16 protein-coding genes are annotated in these 17331 nt (G+C 71.7%); 9 read left to right on the top strand and 7 right to left on the bottom strand.

Going from position 1 to position 17331, the window contains the following annotated elements:
- The first annotated feature begins 172 nt into the window (after positions 1-172).
- The 3 genes from ACFWU9_RS11815 (at position 173) to ACFWU9_RS11805 (ending at position 3183) form a co-directional block, all read left to right on the top strand.
- On the top strand, positions 173-994 hold the full coding sequence (locus ACFWU9_RS11815; protein ID WP_384316807.1) for an alpha/beta fold hydrolase: 822 nt from the start codon (positions 173-175) through the stop codon (positions 992-994).
- 109 nt (positions 995-1103) lie between these two features.
- Positions 1104-2603 carry an AlkA N-terminal domain-containing protein gene (locus tag ACFWU9_RS11810; protein ID WP_384316805.1) on the top strand — a complete coding sequence of 500 codons (1500 nt, stop codon included), beginning with the start codon at positions 1104-1106 and terminating at the stop codon, positions 2601-2603.
- A gap of 34 nt (positions 2604-2637) precedes the next feature.
- Complete coding sequence (locus tag ACFWU9_RS11805; RefSeq protein WP_384316912.1) at positions 2638-3183, top strand: methylated-DNA--[protein]-cysteine S-methyltransferase; 546 nt, start codon at positions 2638-2640, stop codon at positions 3181-3183.
- A 57-nt stretch (positions 3184-3240) separates the two neighbouring features.
- Here ACFWU9_RS11805 and ACFWU9_RS11800 read toward each other — a convergent pair whose 3' ends face one another.
- From ACFWU9_RS11800 to ACFWU9_RS11790, 3 genes are all read right to left on the bottom strand, one after another.
- Positions 3241-3966 (bottom strand): NAD-dependent deacetylase, encoded by a 726-nt coding sequence (locus ACFWU9_RS11800; RefSeq protein ID WP_384316804.1) that lies wholly within the window; start codon positions 3964-3966, stop codon positions 3241-3243.
- A 57-nt stretch (positions 3967-4023) separates the two neighbouring features.
- On the bottom strand, positions 4024-5307 hold the full coding sequence (locus ACFWU9_RS11795; RefSeq protein ID WP_384316802.1) for a hypothetical protein: 1284 nt from the start codon (positions 5305-5307) through the stop codon (positions 4024-4026).
- A gap of 192 nt (positions 5308-5499) precedes the next feature.
- Entirely contained in the window at positions 5500-6000 is a 501-nt protein-coding gene (locus tag ACFWU9_RS11790) for an NUDIX domain-containing protein (protein ID WP_384316800.1), read from the bottom strand.
- 185 nt (positions 6001-6185) lie between these two features.
- On the opposite strand from ACFWU9_RS11790, the gene ACFWU9_RS11785 reads away from it, so the two are divergent.
- Positions 6186-7340, top strand: coding sequence for a glycerate kinase (locus ACFWU9_RS11785; protein WP_384316798.1), 1155 nt, complete (start codon positions 6186-6188; stop codon positions 7338-7340).
- 613 nt (positions 7341-7953) lie between these two features.
- Here the strand turns inward: ACFWU9_RS11785 and ACFWU9_RS11780 are convergent.
- On the bottom strand, positions 7954-9153 hold the full coding sequence (locus ACFWU9_RS11780) for a PucR family transcriptional regulator (protein WP_384316796.1): 1200 nt from the start codon (positions 9151-9153) through the stop codon (positions 7954-7956).
- 218 nt (positions 9154-9371) lie between these two features.
- On the opposite strand from ACFWU9_RS11780, the gene ACFWU9_RS11775 reads away from it, so the two are divergent.
- The 5 genes from ACFWU9_RS11775 (at position 9372) to ACFWU9_RS11755 (ending at position 14379) form a co-directional block, all read left to right on the top strand.
- Positions 9372-10172 carry an ABC transporter ATP-binding protein gene (locus tag ACFWU9_RS11775; RefSeq protein WP_384316794.1) on the top strand — a complete coding sequence of 267 codons (801 nt, stop codon included), beginning with the start codon at positions 9372-9374 and terminating at the stop codon, positions 10170-10172.
- 92 nt (positions 10173-10264) lie between these two features.
- Positions 10265-11086: an ABC transporter ATP-binding protein gene (locus ACFWU9_RS11770; protein ID WP_384316910.1), complete on the top strand. Its 822-nt coding sequence runs from the start codon at positions 10265-10267 to the stop codon at positions 11084-11086.
- On the top strand, positions 11083-11973 hold the full coding sequence (locus tag ACFWU9_RS11765) for a branched-chain amino acid ABC transporter permease (protein ID WP_384316792.1): 891 nt from the start codon (positions 11083-11085) through the stop codon (positions 11971-11973). Before ACFWU9_RS11770 ends, ACFWU9_RS11765 begins: the two co-directional genes overlap by 4 nt.
- Positions 11966-13105 carry a branched-chain amino acid ABC transporter permease gene (locus tag ACFWU9_RS11760; RefSeq protein ID WP_384316790.1) on the top strand — a complete coding sequence of 380 codons (1140 nt, stop codon included), beginning with the start codon at positions 11966-11968 and terminating at the stop codon, positions 13103-13105. The genes ACFWU9_RS11765 and ACFWU9_RS11760 overlap by 8 nt, the downstream gene beginning before the upstream one ends.
- Positions 13102-14379 carry an ABC transporter substrate-binding protein gene (locus tag ACFWU9_RS11755; RefSeq protein WP_384316788.1) on the top strand — a complete coding sequence of 426 codons (1278 nt, stop codon included), beginning with the start codon at positions 13102-13104 and terminating at the stop codon, positions 14377-14379. The genes ACFWU9_RS11760 and ACFWU9_RS11755 overlap by 4 nt, the downstream gene beginning before the upstream one ends.
- Positions 14380-14467: 88 nt before the next feature.
- Here the strand turns inward: ACFWU9_RS11755 and pssA are convergent, their stop codons facing one another.
- The 3 genes from pssA to ACFWU9_RS11740 all read right to left on the bottom strand — a co-directional run bounded on the left by pssA (position 14468) and on the right by ACFWU9_RS11740 (position 17330).
- Positions 14468-15322 carry a CDP-diacylglycerol--serine O-phosphatidyltransferase gene (pssA, locus tag ACFWU9_RS11750; RefSeq protein WP_384316786.1) on the bottom strand — a complete coding sequence of 285 codons (855 nt, stop codon included), beginning with the start codon at positions 15320-15322 and terminating at the stop codon, positions 14468-14470.
- On the bottom strand, positions 15309-15956 hold the full coding sequence (locus ACFWU9_RS11745) for a phosphatidylserine decarboxylase (protein ID WP_384316784.1): 648 nt from the start codon (positions 15954-15956) through the stop codon (positions 15309-15311). The genes pssA and ACFWU9_RS11745 overlap by 14 nt, the downstream gene beginning before the upstream one ends.
- A gap of 168 nt (positions 15957-16124) precedes the next feature.
- On the bottom strand, positions 16125-17330 hold the full coding sequence (locus ACFWU9_RS11740; RefSeq protein WP_384316782.1) for an acyl-CoA dehydrogenase family protein: 1206 nt from the start codon (positions 17328-17330) through the stop codon (positions 16125-16127).
- Position 17331 lies beyond the last annotated feature (1 nt).

Below are 17331 nucleotides of genomic sequence, written 5' to 3'. Positions count from 1 at the left end.
GGTCGAGGCCGAGGGCGGACGCCGTCGAGGCGCCCACGTCATGAGCGCGCCGAGCGTACGCGATCCCCGCACCCGGGCCGGCCCGCCGACCGCCGCCGGACCCGCGCGGCGTGTGCCGCCACCACGGCCGAGAAACGCGTCGCCGCCACCGCTCACGAAGGGATGGACCGCGATGACCACCGTCACCACCACCGACGGCACCGAGATCTTCTACAAGGACTGGGGCACCGGCCGCCCCGTCGTCTTCAGCCACGGATGGCCGCTCAACGCGGACGCCTGGGACGGCCAGCTCCGTCTCGTCGGCGAGAACGGCTTCCGCGGCATCGCGCACGACCGCAGGGGCCACGGCCGCTCCGGCCAGCCCTGGCACGGCAACGACATGAACACCTACGCCGACGACCTCGCCCAGCTCCTCGACATCCTGGACATCCGCGACGCCGTCCTCGTCGGCCACTCCACGGGCGGCGGCGAGGTCGCCCGCTACATCGGCCGTCACGGCACGTCGCGGGTCTCCAAGGCGCTGCTGCTCAGCTCGATACCCCCTCTGATGCTGCGCACCGAGGACAACCCGGACGGTACGCCGATCGATGTCTTCGACGGACTCCGCGCGGGTCTGGCGGCCAACCGCTCACAGTTCTACGAGGACCTGACGGACGCCTTCTACGGCTTCAACCGCCCCGGCGCCGCGATCTCGAAGGGGACCCGCGACGCGTTCTGGCTGTGGAGCATGCAGGTGGGCATCAAGGCGGCGTACGACTGCGTGAAGGTGTTCTCCGAGACGGACTTCACGGAGGACCTCAAGCGCTTCGACGTCCCCACACTCCTCGCTCACGGCGACGACGACCAGATCGTGCCGCTCGTGGCCGCCAGCCCCAAGTCGGCCGAGCTGATCAAGGACGCGACGCTGAAGATCTATCCGGGTCAGCCGCACGGTCTGTACGGCGACCACGAGCAGGAGTTCAACTCCGACCTCATGGCCTTCATCAGCGACTGAGGCGGCCACACCCCGGTTCGATCGAGACAGCCACATCCGCGCAGGCGGCACGAGGTCGATGTCGGATTCTCGCCAGCGCCCGGCACCCCGGGTACCGGATGCTTGACCCATGCACACCGACACCGAGCGCTGCTTGCGCGCCGTCCGGTCCAAGGACGCGCGATTCGACGGATGGTTCTTCACCGCCGTCCTGACCACCGGCATCTACTGCCGGCCGAGCTGCCCGGTCGTGCCCCCGAAGGCCGAGAACATGGTCTTCCACCCCAGCGCCGCCGCCTGTCAGCAGGCCGGGTTCCGGGCCTGCAAGCGGTGCCGGCCGGACACCAGCCCCGGCTCGCCCGAGTGGAACGCCCGCGCCGACTCCGTCGCCCGCGCCGTACGGCTGATCCAGGACGGAATCGTGGACCGCGAGGGCGTGGGGGGACTCGCCGGGCGCCTCGGCTACTCGCAGCGGCAGATCGAACGGCAGCTCCTCGCCGAACTCGGCGCCGGGCCGCTCGCGCTGGCCCGCGCCCAGCGGGCGCAGACCGCCCGGCTGCTCATCGAGACGACCGCGCTCCCGATGGCACAGGTCGCCTTCGCCGCCGGCTTCTCCTCGATCCGCACCTTCAACGACACCGTCCGCGAGGTGTTCGCGCTCTCCCCGAGCGAGCTGCGGACACGCGCCACCCGCACCCGCCGCCCGTCCACCGCCGGCGGGCCCGTCCCCGGCTCCTCGACCCCCGGAGTGATCTGCCTGCGGCTGCCCTTCCGCACACCGCTCAACCCCGACAACCTCTTCGGGCACCTGGCGGCCACCGCTGTCCCGGGCGTCGAGGAGTGGCGGGACGGCGCGTACCGGCGCACGCTCTCCCTTCCGTACGGACACGGCATCGTCGCCCTGACACCGAGGCCCGACCACATCCGCTGCCGGCTCGCGCTCACCGACCCCCGCGATCTCACCGTCGCCATCAGCCGCTGCCGCCGCATGCTCGACCTGGACGCCGACCCGGTCGCCGTCGACGGACAACTGCGCACCGACCCGCTGCTCGCCCCGCTGGTCGACAAGGCGCCGGGCCGCCGGGTGCCGGGCACCGTCGACGCCGCCGAGTTCGCCGTACGCGCGGTCCTGGGCCAGCAGGTCTCGACCGCCGCCGCCCGCACCCACGCCGCCCGTCTCGTCACCGCGCACGGCACCCCCGTGGACGACCCCGAGGGCGGCCTCACCCATCTCTTCCCCACGCCCGACGCGCTGGCCGGGCTGGACCCCGAGGCCCTCGCGCTGCCGCGCAGCCGCCGCACCACCCTCATGACCCTGGTCCGGGCGCTCGCCGACGGCACGCTGCCGCTCGGTACGGACAGCGACTGGGACGAGGCCAGGGCCCGCCTCCACGCGCTGCCCGGGTTCGGCCCCTGGACCGTGGAGGCGATCGCGATGCGCGCGCTGGGCGACCCGGACGCCTTCCTGCCGACGGACCTCGGGATGCGCCGCGCCGCACAGGCGCTGGGTCTGCCGTCGACACCCGCCGCGCTGACGGCGCGCGCCGCCGCCTGGCGGCCCTGGCGCGCCTACGCCGTCCAGTACCTCTGGGCCACCGAGGACCATGCCATCAACATCCTCCCCGCATGAAGGAGTTCACCGCGTGACACCCCGCACCACCACCATCCGCGCGACCCCCGGCACGGCGACCAGATCGCACACCGTGGTCGACAGCCCGTACGGGCCGCTGACGCTCGTGGCCACCGACGGCGTGCTGAGCGGTCTCTACATGACCGGGCAGCGCCATCGCCCTCCGCAGGAGAGCTTCGGCGAGGCCGACCCCCGGCCGTTCGGCGAGGTGATCGAGCAGCTCGACGAGTACTTCGCGGGCGGGCGCACCGAGTTCGACGTGCCGCTGCGGCTGCACGGCACGCCGTTCCAGCGCAGTGTCTGGGACCAACTGCTGACGATCCCGTACGGCGAGACCCGCTCGTACGGTCAACTGGCGGGCGCGCTCGGCAGGTCGGGGGCCTCGCGCGCGGTCGGACTGGCCAACGGCAAGAACCCGGTCGGCATCATCGTGCCGTGCCACCGGGTGATCGGATCGACGGGCGGCCTCACCGGATACGGCGGCGGGCTGGACCGCAAGCAGCGCCTGCTGGTCTTCGAGGGCGCGGCGAGCGCCCCGCGCGCGGGTAAGGAGTCGGGCGGCGCGGACACCCTTTTCTGACGCCCGCGCGCCCGGCCCGCCCGGTCTGTCCTCGCCCCATCGGTCCGCCGCGTCCGGTCAGCTCGCGTGGAACCGCTTCAGCAGCGTGGGCAGCGCCGTACCGATCGGCTCCCGGATGATCTCGTCGGCCTGATCGTCGTACGGAGTCGGCTCCGCGTTCACGATCAGCAGCCGCGCGCCGTTCCCGGCGGCGATCCCCGCCAGCGAGGCGGCCGGCTGCACCTGGAGGGTCGTGCCGACGGCGATGAAGACCTCGCACGCCTTGGCGATCGACAGGGCCCGCCCGAGCACCTCCGGATCCAGCCGCTCGCCGAACATCACCGTCGCCGACTTGAGGACGGCACCGCAGACGGTGCACGGCGGATCCTCCTCGCCCGCCCCGACCCGGGCCAGTGCCTCCTCCATCGTGGAGCGGGCGTGGCACCCGGTGCAGACCACCGCCCGTGCGGTGCCGTGCAGTTCGAGCACCTTGCGGGCGGGGGTGCCGGCGAGCTGGTGCAGCCCGTCGACGTTCTGCGTGATCACCCGGACCGCCCCGTCGACCGCCGTGTCGAGCTCGGCGACGGCGTGGTGCGCGGCGTTGGGCCGTGCGCGGAAGGCCGGGCTGTCCCGGCGCATCAGCCACGAGCGGCGGCGGATCGCCGGGTCGCTCATGTACGTGTCGTACGTGACGAGCTTCTCGGCCTCGGGATCACGCCGCCACAGGCCTTTGGGACCCCGGTAGTCGGGAATGCCGGAGTCGGTGGAGATCCCGGCGCCGCTGAAAATCGCGACGAGAGTCATGCCGCGAGGGTACGCAGCGGAGCCGGGAGGAGGCGACCCGATAAGCCCTGACCTGCCTCAGTGGAGATGACCGATGTGGCCGATGTGACCCGGGTGGGGCATGTGGCCCGGGTAGTCGGAGGGGTCGGCCGAGTCGTCGGTGTCGTCCGTGACGACCGGTGTGAAGGGGGTCGGCACCTCGCCCGTCCAGCGGTTCATCACGGCCTTGCCGGTCTGCTTGGTGACGCCGTCCTCGACGACCGTGCCCGCCTCGGCGAGGTAGAAGCGGCCGTCGTCGAGCGAGACCAGACCGTACTGGCCGGTCGACTCCCAGCCGTACGTCCCGGACTCGGGGTGGTGCAGCCCCCGCGCGAGGAGCGGCAGCAGCATGCCGCGCTCGGGCTCCGGCTGGCCGGCGACGGGTCCCGGGACCGGGCGCCTGGAGCCGTCGACGACGAAGAGCGAGTAGTTCGGGAACCCCGGCTTCGTGCCCTTGTACGCGGCGAGCAGCCAGTTGCCGCTGTACGCGTCGTAGTCGAGGTTCTGCACGCCGTACGTGGTGTTGCCGGTGTAGCTGAAGTACTTCCCGTCGGGCGAGGCGGGGCCGCTGGTGTGCGGGTCTGCCTCGGTGAGCGGGCGCTCGTACCTCTTCCAGCGGCGGATGTCGTACTGGAGCAGCACCTGGTTGTCGTTGTCCTGCCGGGAGGTGTTGGCGTAGACGCCGTACGCGACGGTGAGCAGCTGCTGACGCGGCCTGCCGTACCCGCCGCCCCACCGCCTGTCGTCGAAGGCGGGGCCGAACGCGACGCCGTCGATGCCGCTGCATCCGTAGCGGTGGTCGGCGGTCCTGGCGGTGTCGCCGTCGAAGACACCGTCGCCGTCCATGTCGGCCGTGTAGTCGTCCACGACCTCTTCGAGATGGACGGTGGAGACGACACCGGTCGTCTCGGCGTCCATGTCCATCCTGGTGATGCGGTCGCCGTCGAAGATCGCGATGTAGAAGGCCTTGGCGGCCTTGTACTCCAGGGAGCCGTAGACCCTGCCGTCCGCGGTGTTGAGGTCCAGGTCCCCGAGGTGCCCGGTGAATCCGGTGACCGAGCCGACGGGCCTGCCGCTGAGGTCGGTCTTGACGAGGAGGTTGGTGAACGAGAAGTACATGAAGCCCTTGCGGCGGTCCACGGCCATGCCCTGGACATGGCCCGACTTCCAGGCGCCGCCGTCCACGGTCGTCGGGAGTGCGCGGGGCCGGACCCTGTCCGCCGTCCTGTCCGCCGTCGTGCCCGCCGAGGCGGTGCCCGCGCCCGCCGCCACAACCGCCGTCGTGAGCAGGGCTGTCAGCAAGCCGCGAATCTGAGGTCGCATGTTCCCTCCGGTGTCCTGGGCCTGGGATTCTGGATCATGCAGGGCACTCGTGCACGGTGGGCCGACGCGGGGTGGAGCGGTGTCAACCGGAAGCGGTCCACCGGGCGCCGCGTACATGACACGCGCGTACATGACATATGAGAACAGCTCCCGCCGCACCCGTCACCACCGCGCACCTCCCATGCCGGTGGCTCATGCGACCGGGCGGCCGTTCTCCAACTCCACGGCCCCCGAACCGGTTTCGAGTACATCGAATGCCGCGAGAATCCGGCCCGAGAGCGACCCGATCATCAGATCGGGAATCTGGGCAGGGGTCACCAGCCGCCACGAGAGCAACTCCTCGTGCTGAAGCCGGATCGCGCCGAGCCGCTCCTCGTCCAGCACCCCGCCGTCGTACAGATACGCCACGATCGCCGGCCGGTCCGGCGCCTGCGACCAGTCCACCGCCAGCAACCGCCCCAACTCGACGTCCAGCCCGATCTCCTCGAACGTCTCGCGCCGTGCCGCCTGACGCGGCGTCTCACCGGCGTCCGACTCGACGGTCCCGCCGGGCAGCGCCCAGCCCGGCCGGTAGTTGGGCTCGACGATCAGTACCCGCCCCTCCTCGTCCCGGAAGAGCGCGGCGGCCCCGCAGAGCACGCGGGGGAGTCCGGCGATGTAGGTGAGGTAGTCGGCGTCGCGAGAGGTCGTCACGCGGAAAGCGTAGATCAGAGGCACCTTCGGGGCGCCGAAACCGGCCCATGTCGTTCCTCCGATCATGGGAGTTTTCTCCGTCTTCGCGCGGTACGTATACCGGGGCGGTCCCCATGGGCAGGAAGCCACCCGGCGGATAGGGTCGGTGCGGCGCGACTGCCTGTTCGAAAGCAAGGGATGACAAGGTGACGGACGGAGCAGTAACCAGGGCCGCGCACGTGCTCGTCGCGGCCGACAAGTTCAAGGGCTCACTCACCGCCGTACAGGTCGCCGAGCGGGTGACGTCCGGGCTGCGCCTGGTCGTTCCCGGCCTCGACGTCGAGGCGCTGCCCGTCGCCGACGGGGGCGACGGCACCGTTGCCGCGGCGGTGGCGGCCGGTTTCGAACGCCGTGAGGTACGGGTCGCCGGACCGCTCGGCGACGAGCTGACTGCGGCGTACGCGCTCCGCGACGGCACGGCCGTCGTCGAGATGGCCGAGGCGTCGGGCCTCCAGCATCTGCCCGCCGGAGTCTTCGCACCGCTCACCGCCAGTACGTACGGCTCCGGCGAACTGCTGCGCGCCGCGCTCGACGCGGGCGCGCGCACCATCGTCTTCGGCGTCGGCGGCAGCGCCACGACGGACGGCGGGGCGGGCATGCTGGCCGCGCTCGGCGGGCGCTTCCTTGACGCGGAGGGGCAGCCCGTCGGACCGGGCGGCGGGGGACTGCGCGCTCTCGCGACCGTGGACCTGTCCGGGCTCGACCCCCGTATCGCGAAGACGGACATCGTCCTCGCCAGCGACGTCGACAACCCGCTGACCGGTCCCAAGGGGGCCGCCGCGATCTACGGACCGCAGAAGGGCGCCTCCCCCGAGGACGTCGGCACGCTCGACGCCGCTCTCACGCACTACGCGCGTGTCCTGGAGGAGACCCTCGGCGCCGGGGCGGCCGAGTCCGCGCTCGCACCCGGCGCGGGAGCGGCGGGCGGTATCGGTTACGGCGCCCTCGTCGGCCTCGGCGCGAGCTTCCGGCCCGGCATCGAGGTCATGCTCGACGTACTCGGCTTCGGCCCCGCCCTGTCCCGTGCCACGCTCGTCATCACCGGCGAGGGATCGCTGGACGAACAGACGCTCCACGGCAAGGCCCCGGCGGGCGTCGCGGCGGCGGCCCGCGCCAGGGACATCGAGGTGATCGCGGTCTGCGGCCGGCTGGCGCTCCGCCCGGAGGCCCTGGGCCGCGCCGGTATCCGCCGGGCGTACGCCCTGACGGACCTGGAACCCGACCCGGCACGCTGCATGGCGGAGGCGGGCCCCCTGCTGGAACGCATGTCGGCGAGGATCGCACGGGACTTCCTGACCTGATCCCCCGTCAGCCGCCGGGCCGGGGAAGGCCGTTGCCCGGCCTGCCCCGGCCCGGACGGCGGGTGCCCCGGCCCCGCCCGGCCCCGGCCCGTACTGCGAGTGCCCCGGCCCGGCCTGCCCGGACCGGCCCGCCCCCGGGCCGGACTGCGGGTGTCGCGGCCCGGCCTGCCGCTGGCCCAGACGGCGGGTGCCCCTGCCCGGCCTGCCGCTGGCCCAGACGGCGGGTGCCCCGGCCCGGCCCGGCCCAGCCCCGGCCCGTACTGCGGGTGCCCCGGCCCGGACTTGCGGGTGCCCCCGGCCCGGCCCGCCCCCGGCCCGGCCCGCCCCCGGCCCGGCCCGCCCCCGGCCCGGACGGCGGGTGCCCCCAGCCCGCCCCGGCCTGCCGCTGGCCCAGACGGCAGGTGTCGCGGCCCGGCCTGCCCCGCCCGGACCGGACTGCGGGTGTAGCCCGGCCTGCCCCGCCCGGCCCGGACGGCGGGTGTCGCGGCCCAGCCCGCTCCCCGGCCTGCCCCCGGCCCGGGCGTCGGGTGTCCCGGGCCGGGATCAGCCCTGGACGACGGGTCGGCCCGTACCCGTCCCCAGCCCCTCACGACGGGCTAGCCCCTACCCGTGCTCACCCCGGCGTCAGCCGGAACGCGTCCAGGGCCAGGGTCATCTCGATCAGGTCCCGGGGGCGCGACAGCGAGCGCGAGGTCAGTTGTTCCAGCCGGCGCAGACGGTTGAAGACCGTGTTGCGGTGGCAGTACAGACGCGTCGCCGCGCGCCCCGCCGAGCCGCCGTACTCCAGCCACGCGTCCAGCGTCTCCAGCAGGACCGCGCGGTCCGCCGGGTCCAGCTCCAGCAGCGGCCCGAACACGTCCGCGATCAGCCGGGCCGCGAGCTCCGGCTGGCTGACCACCAGGGCCGTCGGGAGGCGCTCGTCCAGCCGGACGATGCTCTGCGCGTCCGGCGGCAGCGTACGCAGCGCCGTCTCGGCCAGCAGCCGCGCCCTGCCCAGCTCGGCGAGGCTCTCCACGACCGGGGAGATGCCGCCGGGGCCCTGGCAGGGCCGTAACAGCACCGCCGTCAGCTCCGCGAGACCCGTCTCCCCGTCCAGCGCGACGACCGCGATCTCGCAGTCCGTACGCATCCGCCAGAAGAAGCGCATCCCCTCCTCGGCCGCCACCCGCTGGAACGGTTCGCGCCCGTCCCGTCGCTCCACCCGGACGACCACCACCACATAACGCCCCTGCTCGGGCAGGTCGAGACCGGCGGAAGCGCGCGCCGCGAGCCCCGGAGTGGACCGGCCCTCCAGCAGCGCGTCCAGCAGCGCCTGCACCCGTTCGTCGCTGCGCCGCCGCATCGACTGCTCCGTGCTGCGGTACGCCTCCGCGACCGCCGTCGCCTGCCGGTCGACACCCGCCCACATGTGGGACGCCGTGTGGACGAGCATCGGTACGTCGTCCGGGTCCTTCTCGCTGACGACGCGCAGCAGTTCGTCCCAGACCAGATACCCGGCGTGCCGGTACGCGTGCAGGACGAGGTCCAGCGCCAGCCCCTGCTCCGCCCGCCGCCGGCCGAGCCGTTCCGCGTACGCCAGATCGCGGCGCGGCGCCGACCGGGGGGCCGCGATGGCCTCGATCCCATACCGCATCGCCTCGTTGATCTGCCGCCAGTGCTCGTCGCGCGGTACGGCCGCGTCGAACTGCTCCGAATGGTCGGTGAGTTCGTCCATCAGCTGGTCGGTCAGTGCCGGTACGCGCTCCAGGAGCAGCCGGGACGCGGACACCAGGACCGACCACTCGCGATCAGTGCGCGCTCTGCGGCCACCCATGGCTGGTGAGGATGCCACCGGCGGGCCCCGCGCGACAGCCCTTGTGCGCGTGCACAATCCGGCCACCGCGCCGCTGGTCATCGGCAGCGATTCGGCCCCGCGCCGTGGACGGTGCCCCGGCCCGGTGCTGAGGTGTCCCTCCACGGCATGTCAGGACAACCGGGGAACGCGGTCCGTCGAACGACCGGATCCGCCGGCCCAGACGCGGAGGAGAACGCATGGCGGCGCTCGAAGTGCGTGCCCTGTCCGTCGGTTACGGCCCCGTACGCGCCCTGCACGAGGTGTCGCTCGACGTACCGCCCGGCGGCATCACCGCGGTGCTCGGCGGCAACGGCGCCGGCAAGTCCACGCTGCTGAGAGCCATTTCGCGCACGCTCGGCTTCCACCGGGGCACGGCGGGCGGCGGCACCGTCCACTTCGACGGCCGGCCGCTCGGCGGGCTGGGCCCCGCCGGGGTCGTGGCCGCCGGCGTCGTCCAGGTCCCGGAAGGGCGGCAGGTGTTCGCCCGGATGACGGTCGCCGACAATCTGCGGGCCGGGGCGCTCGGCGCACGCGCCGGCCGCGCACAGTACGCGGCCTCCCTCGCCGAGGTGCACGAGCTCTTCCCCGTACTCGCCGACCGGGCGGGCCAGCGCGCCGGACTGCTCTCCGGCGGCGAACAGCAGATGCTCGCACTCGCCCGGGGCCTGATGGCACGCCCCCGGCTGCTCCTCCTGGACGAACCTTCCCTCGGCCTCGCCCCCCTCGTGTCGGCCCGGATCGCCGAGACGATCCGGCGCATCAACGCAGGCGGCACCTCGATCCTGCTGGTCGAGCAGAACGCCTCCATGGCCCTGCGGCTGGCGTCGCGCGCGTACGTGCTGGAGGTCGGCGAGGTCACGCTCGAAGGGGACGCCGACGAACTGGCCGCGTCCGACGAGGTACGCCGCCGCTATCTCGGCGTCGTCGACGAGACGGCCGCCGAGGACGCGGGCCGGGCCCAGGAGTCCGCACCGGTGCTGCGGAGGTGGACCGCGTGACGGACTCGAAGAAGAAGCCGACCGGCGACGCGGCCCTCGCGGCGGCCGGACATCCCGAACGGACGGTCGGCCGTACCGGGCGGGAAACCCCCATGGCCCCTCCGGCCCCGCCACCCCTCACCGTCACCGACGTCACCGTCCGCTTCGCCGGGCTCACCGCCCTCGACTCCGTCTCCTTCACCGTCGAACCCGGCAGTGTCCACGCCGTCATCGGCCCCAACGGCGCGGGCAAGTCCACCTGCCTCAACGTCCTGTCCGGCGTCTACCGCGCCACCTCCGGCAGCCTCCGCCTCGGCGGAACCGAACTCACCGGCCTCCCCCCGCACCGCGTCGCCGCCCTCGGAGTCGCCCGCACCTTCCAGAATCTCGCGCTTCCCCCGGGCGCCACCGTCGCCGACAGCATGCTCCTCGGCCGCCACCGGCTCACCCGCGCGGGCTTCCTCGCCACCGGCCTCCGGCTGCCCTCCGCCGCCCGCGAGGAGCGCCGGCACCGGGCCAGAGTCGGGGAGGTGGCCGAGTTCGTGGGCCTCGCAGGTGATCTGGACCGCCCGGCGGGAGCCCTCCCGTACGGCAAACAGAAGCTGGTCGAGCTGGGCCGGGCCCTGTGCATGGAGCCCACGGTGCTGCTCCTGGACGAACCCGTGGCCGGCATGACCGCCGACGAGCGGCGCCGTACGGCCGCCGTCGTGGCCGGTGTGCGCGACAGCCTCGGCATCTCGATCGTGCTGATCGAACACGACATGGGGGTGGTGATGCGGCTCGCCGACGCCGTGACCGTACTCGACTTCGGACGCCGGATCGCCGGCGGTACCCCCGCCCAGGTGCAGAGCGATCCGGCCGTCGTCCGCGCCTACCTCGGCGAGACCCCCGACAGCGCCGCCCGCACCACGGCCGACGAGGAGAGCGCCTCATGACCACCTTCGTCGAACTCCTCCTCGGCGGGCTCTCGATGGGCTCCGTCTACGCCCTCATCGCCCTCGGCTTCGTCGTCATCTTCAAGGCCACCGAGGTCGTCAACTTCGCCCACGCCTCGCTCCTTCTCGCGGGCGGCTACGTCACCGCCGTACTCCACGACGACATCGGCTTCTGGCCCGCCCTCGCCGTCGGTGTCGCGGGCGCGGCCGTCGTCGGATCGGCCATCGAGTACGCCGTCATGCGGCGCTACCGGGGCACCGACCACAGCGTCCTCGCCATCGTCACCATCGGCGTCGACATCCTCCTCACCACCGAACTCACCCGCCGTATCGGCACCGACGTACTCGCGCTCGGCGACCCGTGGGGCGACAGGCTCCTCACCGTCGGGGACATCACCATCGCCCAGACACGGGTCGCCGCCTTCGTCGCGGCGGCCCTTCTGATCACCGCGTTCCTGCTCGCCTTCCGCTACACCACCTGGGGCGTCTCGATGCGCGCGGCGGCGGAGAACCCGGCGACCGCCGCGCTCATGGGCGTACGCCTGGGCCGCGTCTCGCTCTCCGCCTGGGCCGTCGCGGGCTCCCTCGCCGCCGTCGCCGCGCTCTTCCTCACGGTCTTCCCGACCCCCGGCCTCGAACGGGCCACCTCCCTCGCCGCGCTGAAGGCCTTCCCCGCCGCGATACTCGGCGGCCTCGACTCCACGACCGGAGCGCTCGCCGGGGGACTCATCGTGGGAGTCACGGAGTCCTTCGCCACCGGCTACCAGAGCGATCTGACCTTCCTGGGGCGGGGCTTCGGCGATCTCGCGCCGTATCTGGTGATGGTCGCGGTCCTGCTCATCCGGCCCGCCGGGCTCTTCGGTACGAAGGAGCTCGCCCGTGTCTGACACGACCGTCCCCGACTCGCCCGCCTCCGACTCGCCCGCCCCCGCGAAGGCACCCGCCACACCCCCCGCCCACCGCACCCCCCGCGCGTACGCCTGGCTCGCCGGCTCCCTCCTGCTCCTCGCCCTCCCCTTCTACCTCGACCGCTTCTGGCTCCAGGCGGGCCTCTTCGCCATGGCCGCCGCCATCGGAGCCATCGGCCTCAACCTCCTCACCGGTGCCACCGGCCAGCTCTCCATGGGCCACTCCTTCTTCCTCGCCGTCGGCGCCTACGGCTACTGCGTCCTCGCGGGCGAGAGCGGCGAGGAGAACGGCCGTCGGCTCACCGGACTCGGACTGCCGACCTGGCTCGCGGTCGTACTCGCCGTACTCCTCGCGGGCGCGGCGGGCGGCCTCTTCAGCCCCATCGCGGGCCGGCTGCGGGGCGCCTATCTCGGTATCGCCACCCTCGCGCTGATCTTCATCGGGCAGCACGTCCTCTTCAACGCCGGGGATCTGACCGGCGGTTTCAACGGCCGCGACGTCCCCGTGCTCTCCCTCTTCGGTTTCGACTTCGACGACTCCGAGGTCGTCGTCGCGGCCGTCCCGTTCGGCTCGTCGGAGAAGCTCTGGTACGCGGGACTGCTCGCCCTCCTCGCCGGCGGACTCTTCGCGCGCGGGGTGCTCCGGGGCAGGCCCGGCCGGGCCATGAACGCGATCCGCGACCACCGCATCGCCGCCGGGGTGATGGGGGTGCCGGTGGCCCGCTACCGGGCCGCGGTATTCGTGCTGTCCTCCATGTACGCGGGGCTCGCCGGCGTACTGATCGCGCTGATCTTCCAGCGGACGGTGCCCGACTACTTCGGCATGATCCTCGCCCTCGAATATCTCGCCATGATCGTCATCGGAGGTCTCGGCACCGTCGCCGGGGCCGTCGTCGGCGCGGCCTTCGTCGCCCTGCTGCCCCAGCTCCTCACCCACTACAGCGACACCCTCCCCCTGGTCTCCGACCCCGGGGGAGGCGGTGTCACACCGGGCGAGGCGTCCCGCTATCTGTACGGCGCCGCGATCGTCGCGGTGGTGCTCTTCCTGCCCGGCGGACTCACCCGCCTGTCAGTTCCGACGGTTCGACGGTTCTCACGGGAGAAGACATGAAGCGACGCGCACGTCACACGCACGCGCCGAGGACCGGTGCGGCGCTGCTGGTCGTCCTGGCCCTCGCGCTGGCCGGGTGCAGCGGCAAGGCCACCGACGGCGACGGCGAGGGGGAGGACGCCGGAGGGGTGAAGACCGGGCAGGGCGTGAGCGACAAGACGATCTCGCTGGGCGTGCTGACCGACATGACCGGCGTCTACGCCTCGCTCGGCAAGAGCGTCACCCAGGCCCAGCAGCTGTGGGCGGACCGGACGAACAAGGCGGGCGGCATCTGCGGCCGCACGATCGAGCTGACCGTACGCGACCACGGCTACGACCCGCAGAAGGCCGTCGCCGCCTACACGGAGCTGGAGCCGGACGTGCTCGGTTTCGCGCAGTTCATCGGCTCGCCCTTCGTCGCCGCCGTCGAGAAGCGCATCGACGGGCAGGACAAGGGCCTCGTGCTGCCGCAGGCCTGGTCGGCGAGTCTGCTCGGCAGCCCGTACGTACGGGTCGTCGGCGCCACGTACGACATCGAGACGATCAACGCGATCGACTACCTCCTCAGCAACGACCGCATCGCCGAGGGCGACAAGATCGGCCACGTCTACTTCGAGGGCGACTACGGCGAGAACGCCCTCGTCGGCTCCGAGTACGCCGCCGAGCAGGCGGGTCTCACCGTCGTCGAGCAGAAGATCAAGCCGACCGACAACGACATGTCCGCGCAGGTCGCCGCGCTCAAGAAGGCGGGGGTCAAGGCGATCGTGATCAGCGCGGGGCCGCGCCAGGCGGCCTCGCTGGTGGGGGTGGCGGCGGCGGGCGGGTTCAACGTCCCGGTCGTCGGCAACAACTCGGCGTTCGCGCCCCAGCTCCTCGCCACGGCGGCGGGCCCTGCGCTGATGAAGGACTACTACATCGCCTCGTCCACCCTGCCCATCGGCTCGGACGAGGCGGCGCCCAAGAAGCTGGCCACGGAGTACGCCGCCGCCTACCCGGACGACGGTCTCGACAACGGCGTCGTCTCCGGCTGGACGGCGGCCTCGCTCTACGGCGAGCTGCTGAAGAAGGCGTGCGAGAACAAGGACCTGACCAGGGAGGGCGTCGACAAGGCGCTGCTGGGGCTCGACTCGTTCTCCACCGGCTTCGGGATCACCCATGACTTCTCGGACCCGGCGGCGCCCTCCACCCGCGAGTCCGTGATCATGAAGCCGGACTCCAAGGTGCCGGGCGGGCTGAAGGTCGTCCAGGAGGCACGGGTGGCCAAGCCCGCCGAGGGCTTCACCTTCGGCGGCTGACCCCTCGCCCCGCACCCGGAGGGCATAAGGAAGGGCCCGGACGCCTCAGGCGTCCGGGCCCCTGCCGTGTGTCGGTACGACGCGCCGCCTACGGCAGCTGCGCCGCCCGCGCCTCACGCCGATTGTCACGGAACGTGTTCACCCGTCGCGCCGTGGCGAAGACGGGGATCACAGCGCCGGTCACGACCTGGAGCGCACAGCCTGTCTGGAGCAGCAGCTGCCCGCCGGGCGCGTCGAACGCCCAGGCCACCAGCATCGCCATCGCGGACACGATCCAGCTGAGCATCGCCACCGCGAGGATGCCCCGCGGCTTCGGATACTCGACCCGGCTCACCATCAGCCACGCCACACCGATGATGGCCAGCAGCGTCGGTACGAAGGGGAGCTCCAGGAGCACGATCGAGACGACCGTCAGCGCGCCGAAGGGGCTCGGCATGCCCTGGAACATGCCGTGCTTCAGCGTGACGCAGGAGAATCTCGCGAGCCGCAGGACCACCGCCAGCAGGACGACGACGGCGGCCAGGGCCGAGACCCGCTGATGCGCGTCGTCGGCGACCATGCCGTAGACGAGCACGAAGTACGCGGGCGCGAGCCCGAAGCTGATCAGGTCGGAGAGGTTGTCCAGCTCGGCGCCCATCGGGGAGCTGCGCAGCTTGCGGGCCACCAGTCCGTCGAAGAGGTCGAAGACCGCGGCGCAGAGCATCAGGATCACCGCGGAGGCCGCGGAGTGGCGCGCCATACCGGACTCTTCGCTGCCCGTGAGGTGCGGGATCAGGATGCCGGTGGTGGTGAAGTACACGGCCATGAAGCCGCAGGTGGCGTTGCCGAGGGTGAGGGTGTCCGCTATCGACAGCCGCATCGACAACGGCATTTCCTCCGCGTCGTCCTCCTCCTCGGCCTCGGCGACCCAGCCGGCCGGTGCGTCGGGATCAATCACGGTCAATTCGAGTCACCCCTGCGGTCGTGGCCTGACCGACCTCGACGGCGACGTCCACACCTTCGGGAAGGTAGATGTCGACGCGTGAGCCGAAACGGATCAGGCCGATGCGCTCGCCTTGCTCCAGCTTGGTCCCCTGCGGTACGTACGGCACGATCCGCCGGGCCACGGCGCCGGCGATCTGGACCATCTCGATGTCACCGAGCTCGGTGTCGAAGTGCCAGACGACGCGCTCGTTGTTCTCGCTCTCCTTGTTGAACGCCGGGACGAAACCGCCGGGGATGTGCTCCACGGACGTCACGGTGCCCGCGAGGGGGGCGCGGTTGACATGAACGTTCAGCGGGCTCATGAAGATCGCGACGCGGGTGCGCCCGTCCTTCCACGGCATGATGCTCTGCACCACTCCGTCGGCCGGCGAGATGACCCGGCCCTGCGTGATCTCTCGCTCGGGGTCCCGGAAGAACCACAGCATGCCTGCCGCGAGAGCGGTGGCGGGCACGGCGATGGCGGCGGCGCGCTTCGAGCGGCGCGCGCGGACCAGACTGAGTGCTGCGGTGGCGACGGTCGGCAGAAGCCACGGCGATGCTCCGCGCGCAAGGCGGACGCTGCCGCGTGGTGCAGAGGTTTGGCTGTGGGGCATGGATGACCTTCGTAGCGGATGATGCCGCACGGGCAACGGGGACGGCGGCTTTCCGTCGATGGTATCGGTTGCCAGGTGCAACTGGGCAATGCAGAAGCCGAGTCGGAGGCCGGAAGACGATGACGGGGTGTGATCTCGGGGGCGGTCAAATGGGACCATAGACCGCGATCAACCCTGGAATCGGTACTCCTCCAGCAGTCGGCGACCAATGATCATTTTCTGGATCTCGGCGGTACCTTCGCCGATGAGCAGCATCGGCGCCTCGCGGTAGAGACGCTCGATCTCGTACTCCTTCGAGAAGCCGTAACCACCGTGGATACGGAAGGCGTCCTCGACGACTTCCTTGCAGTATTCGGAGGCGAGGTACTTCGCCATCCCTGCCTCCAGGTCGTTTCGTTCACCGGAGTCCTTTTTGCGTGCCGCATTGACCATCATCGCATGAGCTGCTTCGACCTTGGTGCCCATTTCGGCCAGCTTGAACTGGATTGCCTGGTGTTCGGCGATCGGTTTGCCGAAAGTCCGACGCTGCTGGGCGTATGCGACGCCGAGCTCGAACGCGCGTTGTGCGACGCCACAGCCACGCGCGGCGACGTTGACGCGGCCGACCTCGACGCCGTCCATCATTTGGTAAAACCCTCGCCCGGTGTCCCCGCCGAGGACCCGATTGGCCGGAATGCGTAGTCCGTCCATGATCAACTCGGTGGTGTCGACGCCCTTGTAACCCATCTTGTCGATCTTGCCGGGGATGGTGAGACCGGGCCGTACCTCACCGAATCCGGGCTCCTTCTCGACCAGGAACGTGGTCATCGACCGGTGACGCGCGGTGCCCTCGGGGTGGCCTTCGTCACTCCGGCACAGGACCGCGACGAGCGTGGACGTGGCGCCGTTCGTCAGCCACATCTTCTGGCCGTCCAGCACGTACTCGTCGCCGTTCCTGACGCCCTTCGACGTGATGGCCGACACGTCGGACCCGAGACCGGGCTCGGACATCGAGAACGCGCCCCGTACATCGCCGGCCGCCATGGGCGGCAGGAAGGTGTCCTTCTGCTCCTGTGTGCCGTACTGCTTGAGCATGTACGCCACGATGAAATGCGTGTTGATGATGCCCGAGACGGACATCCAGCCGCGGGCGATCTCCTCCACACAGAGCGCGTAGGTGAGCAGGGACTCGCCCAGACCGCCGTACTCCTCGGGGATCATCAGCCCGAACAGGCCGATTTCCTTGAGCCCTTCGACGATCCGGGTCGGGTACTCGTCGCGGTGCTCCAGCTCCGTGGCCACCGGCAGGATCTCTTTGTCGACGAAGTCCCTGACCGTGGAGAGGATCTCCCGCTGGATGTCGGTCAGGTCGGCGGTCCGGGCGAGACGGCTCATG

The sequence above is a fragment of the Streptomyces sp. NPDC058653 genome, from assembly GCF_042716895.1.
Lineage (GTDB): Bacteria > Actinomycetota > Actinomycetes > Streptomycetales > Streptomycetaceae > Streptomyces.
This window is presented reverse-complemented; position numbering and strand designations above follow the sequence as displayed.

What these genes read in the sequence shown, in the direction of transcription:
- ACFWU9_RS11815 (WP_384316807.1), top strand. Translation starts at nt 173, where the DNA reads ATGACCACCGTCACCACCACCGACGGCACCGAGATCTTCTACAAGGAC.
- ACFWU9_RS11810 (WP_384316805.1), top strand. Translation starts at nt 1,104, where the DNA reads ATGCACACCGACACCGAGCGCTGCTTGCGCGCCGTCCGGTCCAAGGAC.
- ACFWU9_RS11800 (WP_384316804.1), bottom strand. Translation starts at nt 3,966, where the DNA reads ATGACTCTCGTCGCGATTTTCAGCGGCGCCGGGATCTCCACCGACTCC.
- ACFWU9_RS11795 (WP_384316802.1), bottom strand. Translation starts at nt 5,307, where the DNA reads ATGCGACCTCAGATTCGCGGCTTGCTGACAGCCCTGCTCACGACGGCG.
- ACFWU9_RS11780 (WP_384316796.1), bottom strand. Translation starts at nt 9,153, where the DNA reads ATGGGTGGCCGCAGAGCGCGCACTGATCGCGAGTGGTCGGTCCTGGTG.
- ACFWU9_RS11775 (WP_384316794.1), top strand. Translation starts at nt 9,372, where the DNA reads ATGGCGGCGCTCGAAGTGCGTGCCCTGTCCGTCGGTTACGGCCCCGTA.
- ACFWU9_RS11770 (WP_384316910.1), top strand. Translation starts at nt 10,265, where the DNA reads ATGGCCCCTCCGGCCCCGCCACCCCTCACCGTCACCGACGTCACCGTC.
- ACFWU9_RS11765 (WP_384316792.1), top strand. Translation starts at nt 11,083, where the DNA reads ATGACCACCTTCGTCGAACTCCTCCTCGGCGGGCTCTCGATGGGCTCC.
- ACFWU9_RS11755 (WP_384316788.1), top strand. Translation starts at nt 13,102, where the DNA reads ATGAAGCGACGCGCACGTCACACGCACGCGCCGAGGACCGGTGCGGCG.
- ACFWU9_RS11745 (WP_384316784.1), bottom strand. Translation starts at nt 15,956, where the DNA reads ATGCCCCACAGCCAAACCTCTGCACCACGCGGCAGCGTCCGCCTTGCG.
- ACFWU9_RS11740 (WP_384316782.1), bottom strand. Translation starts at nt 17,330, where the DNA reads ATGAGCCGTCTCGCCCGGACCGCCGACCTGACCGACATCCAGCGGGAG.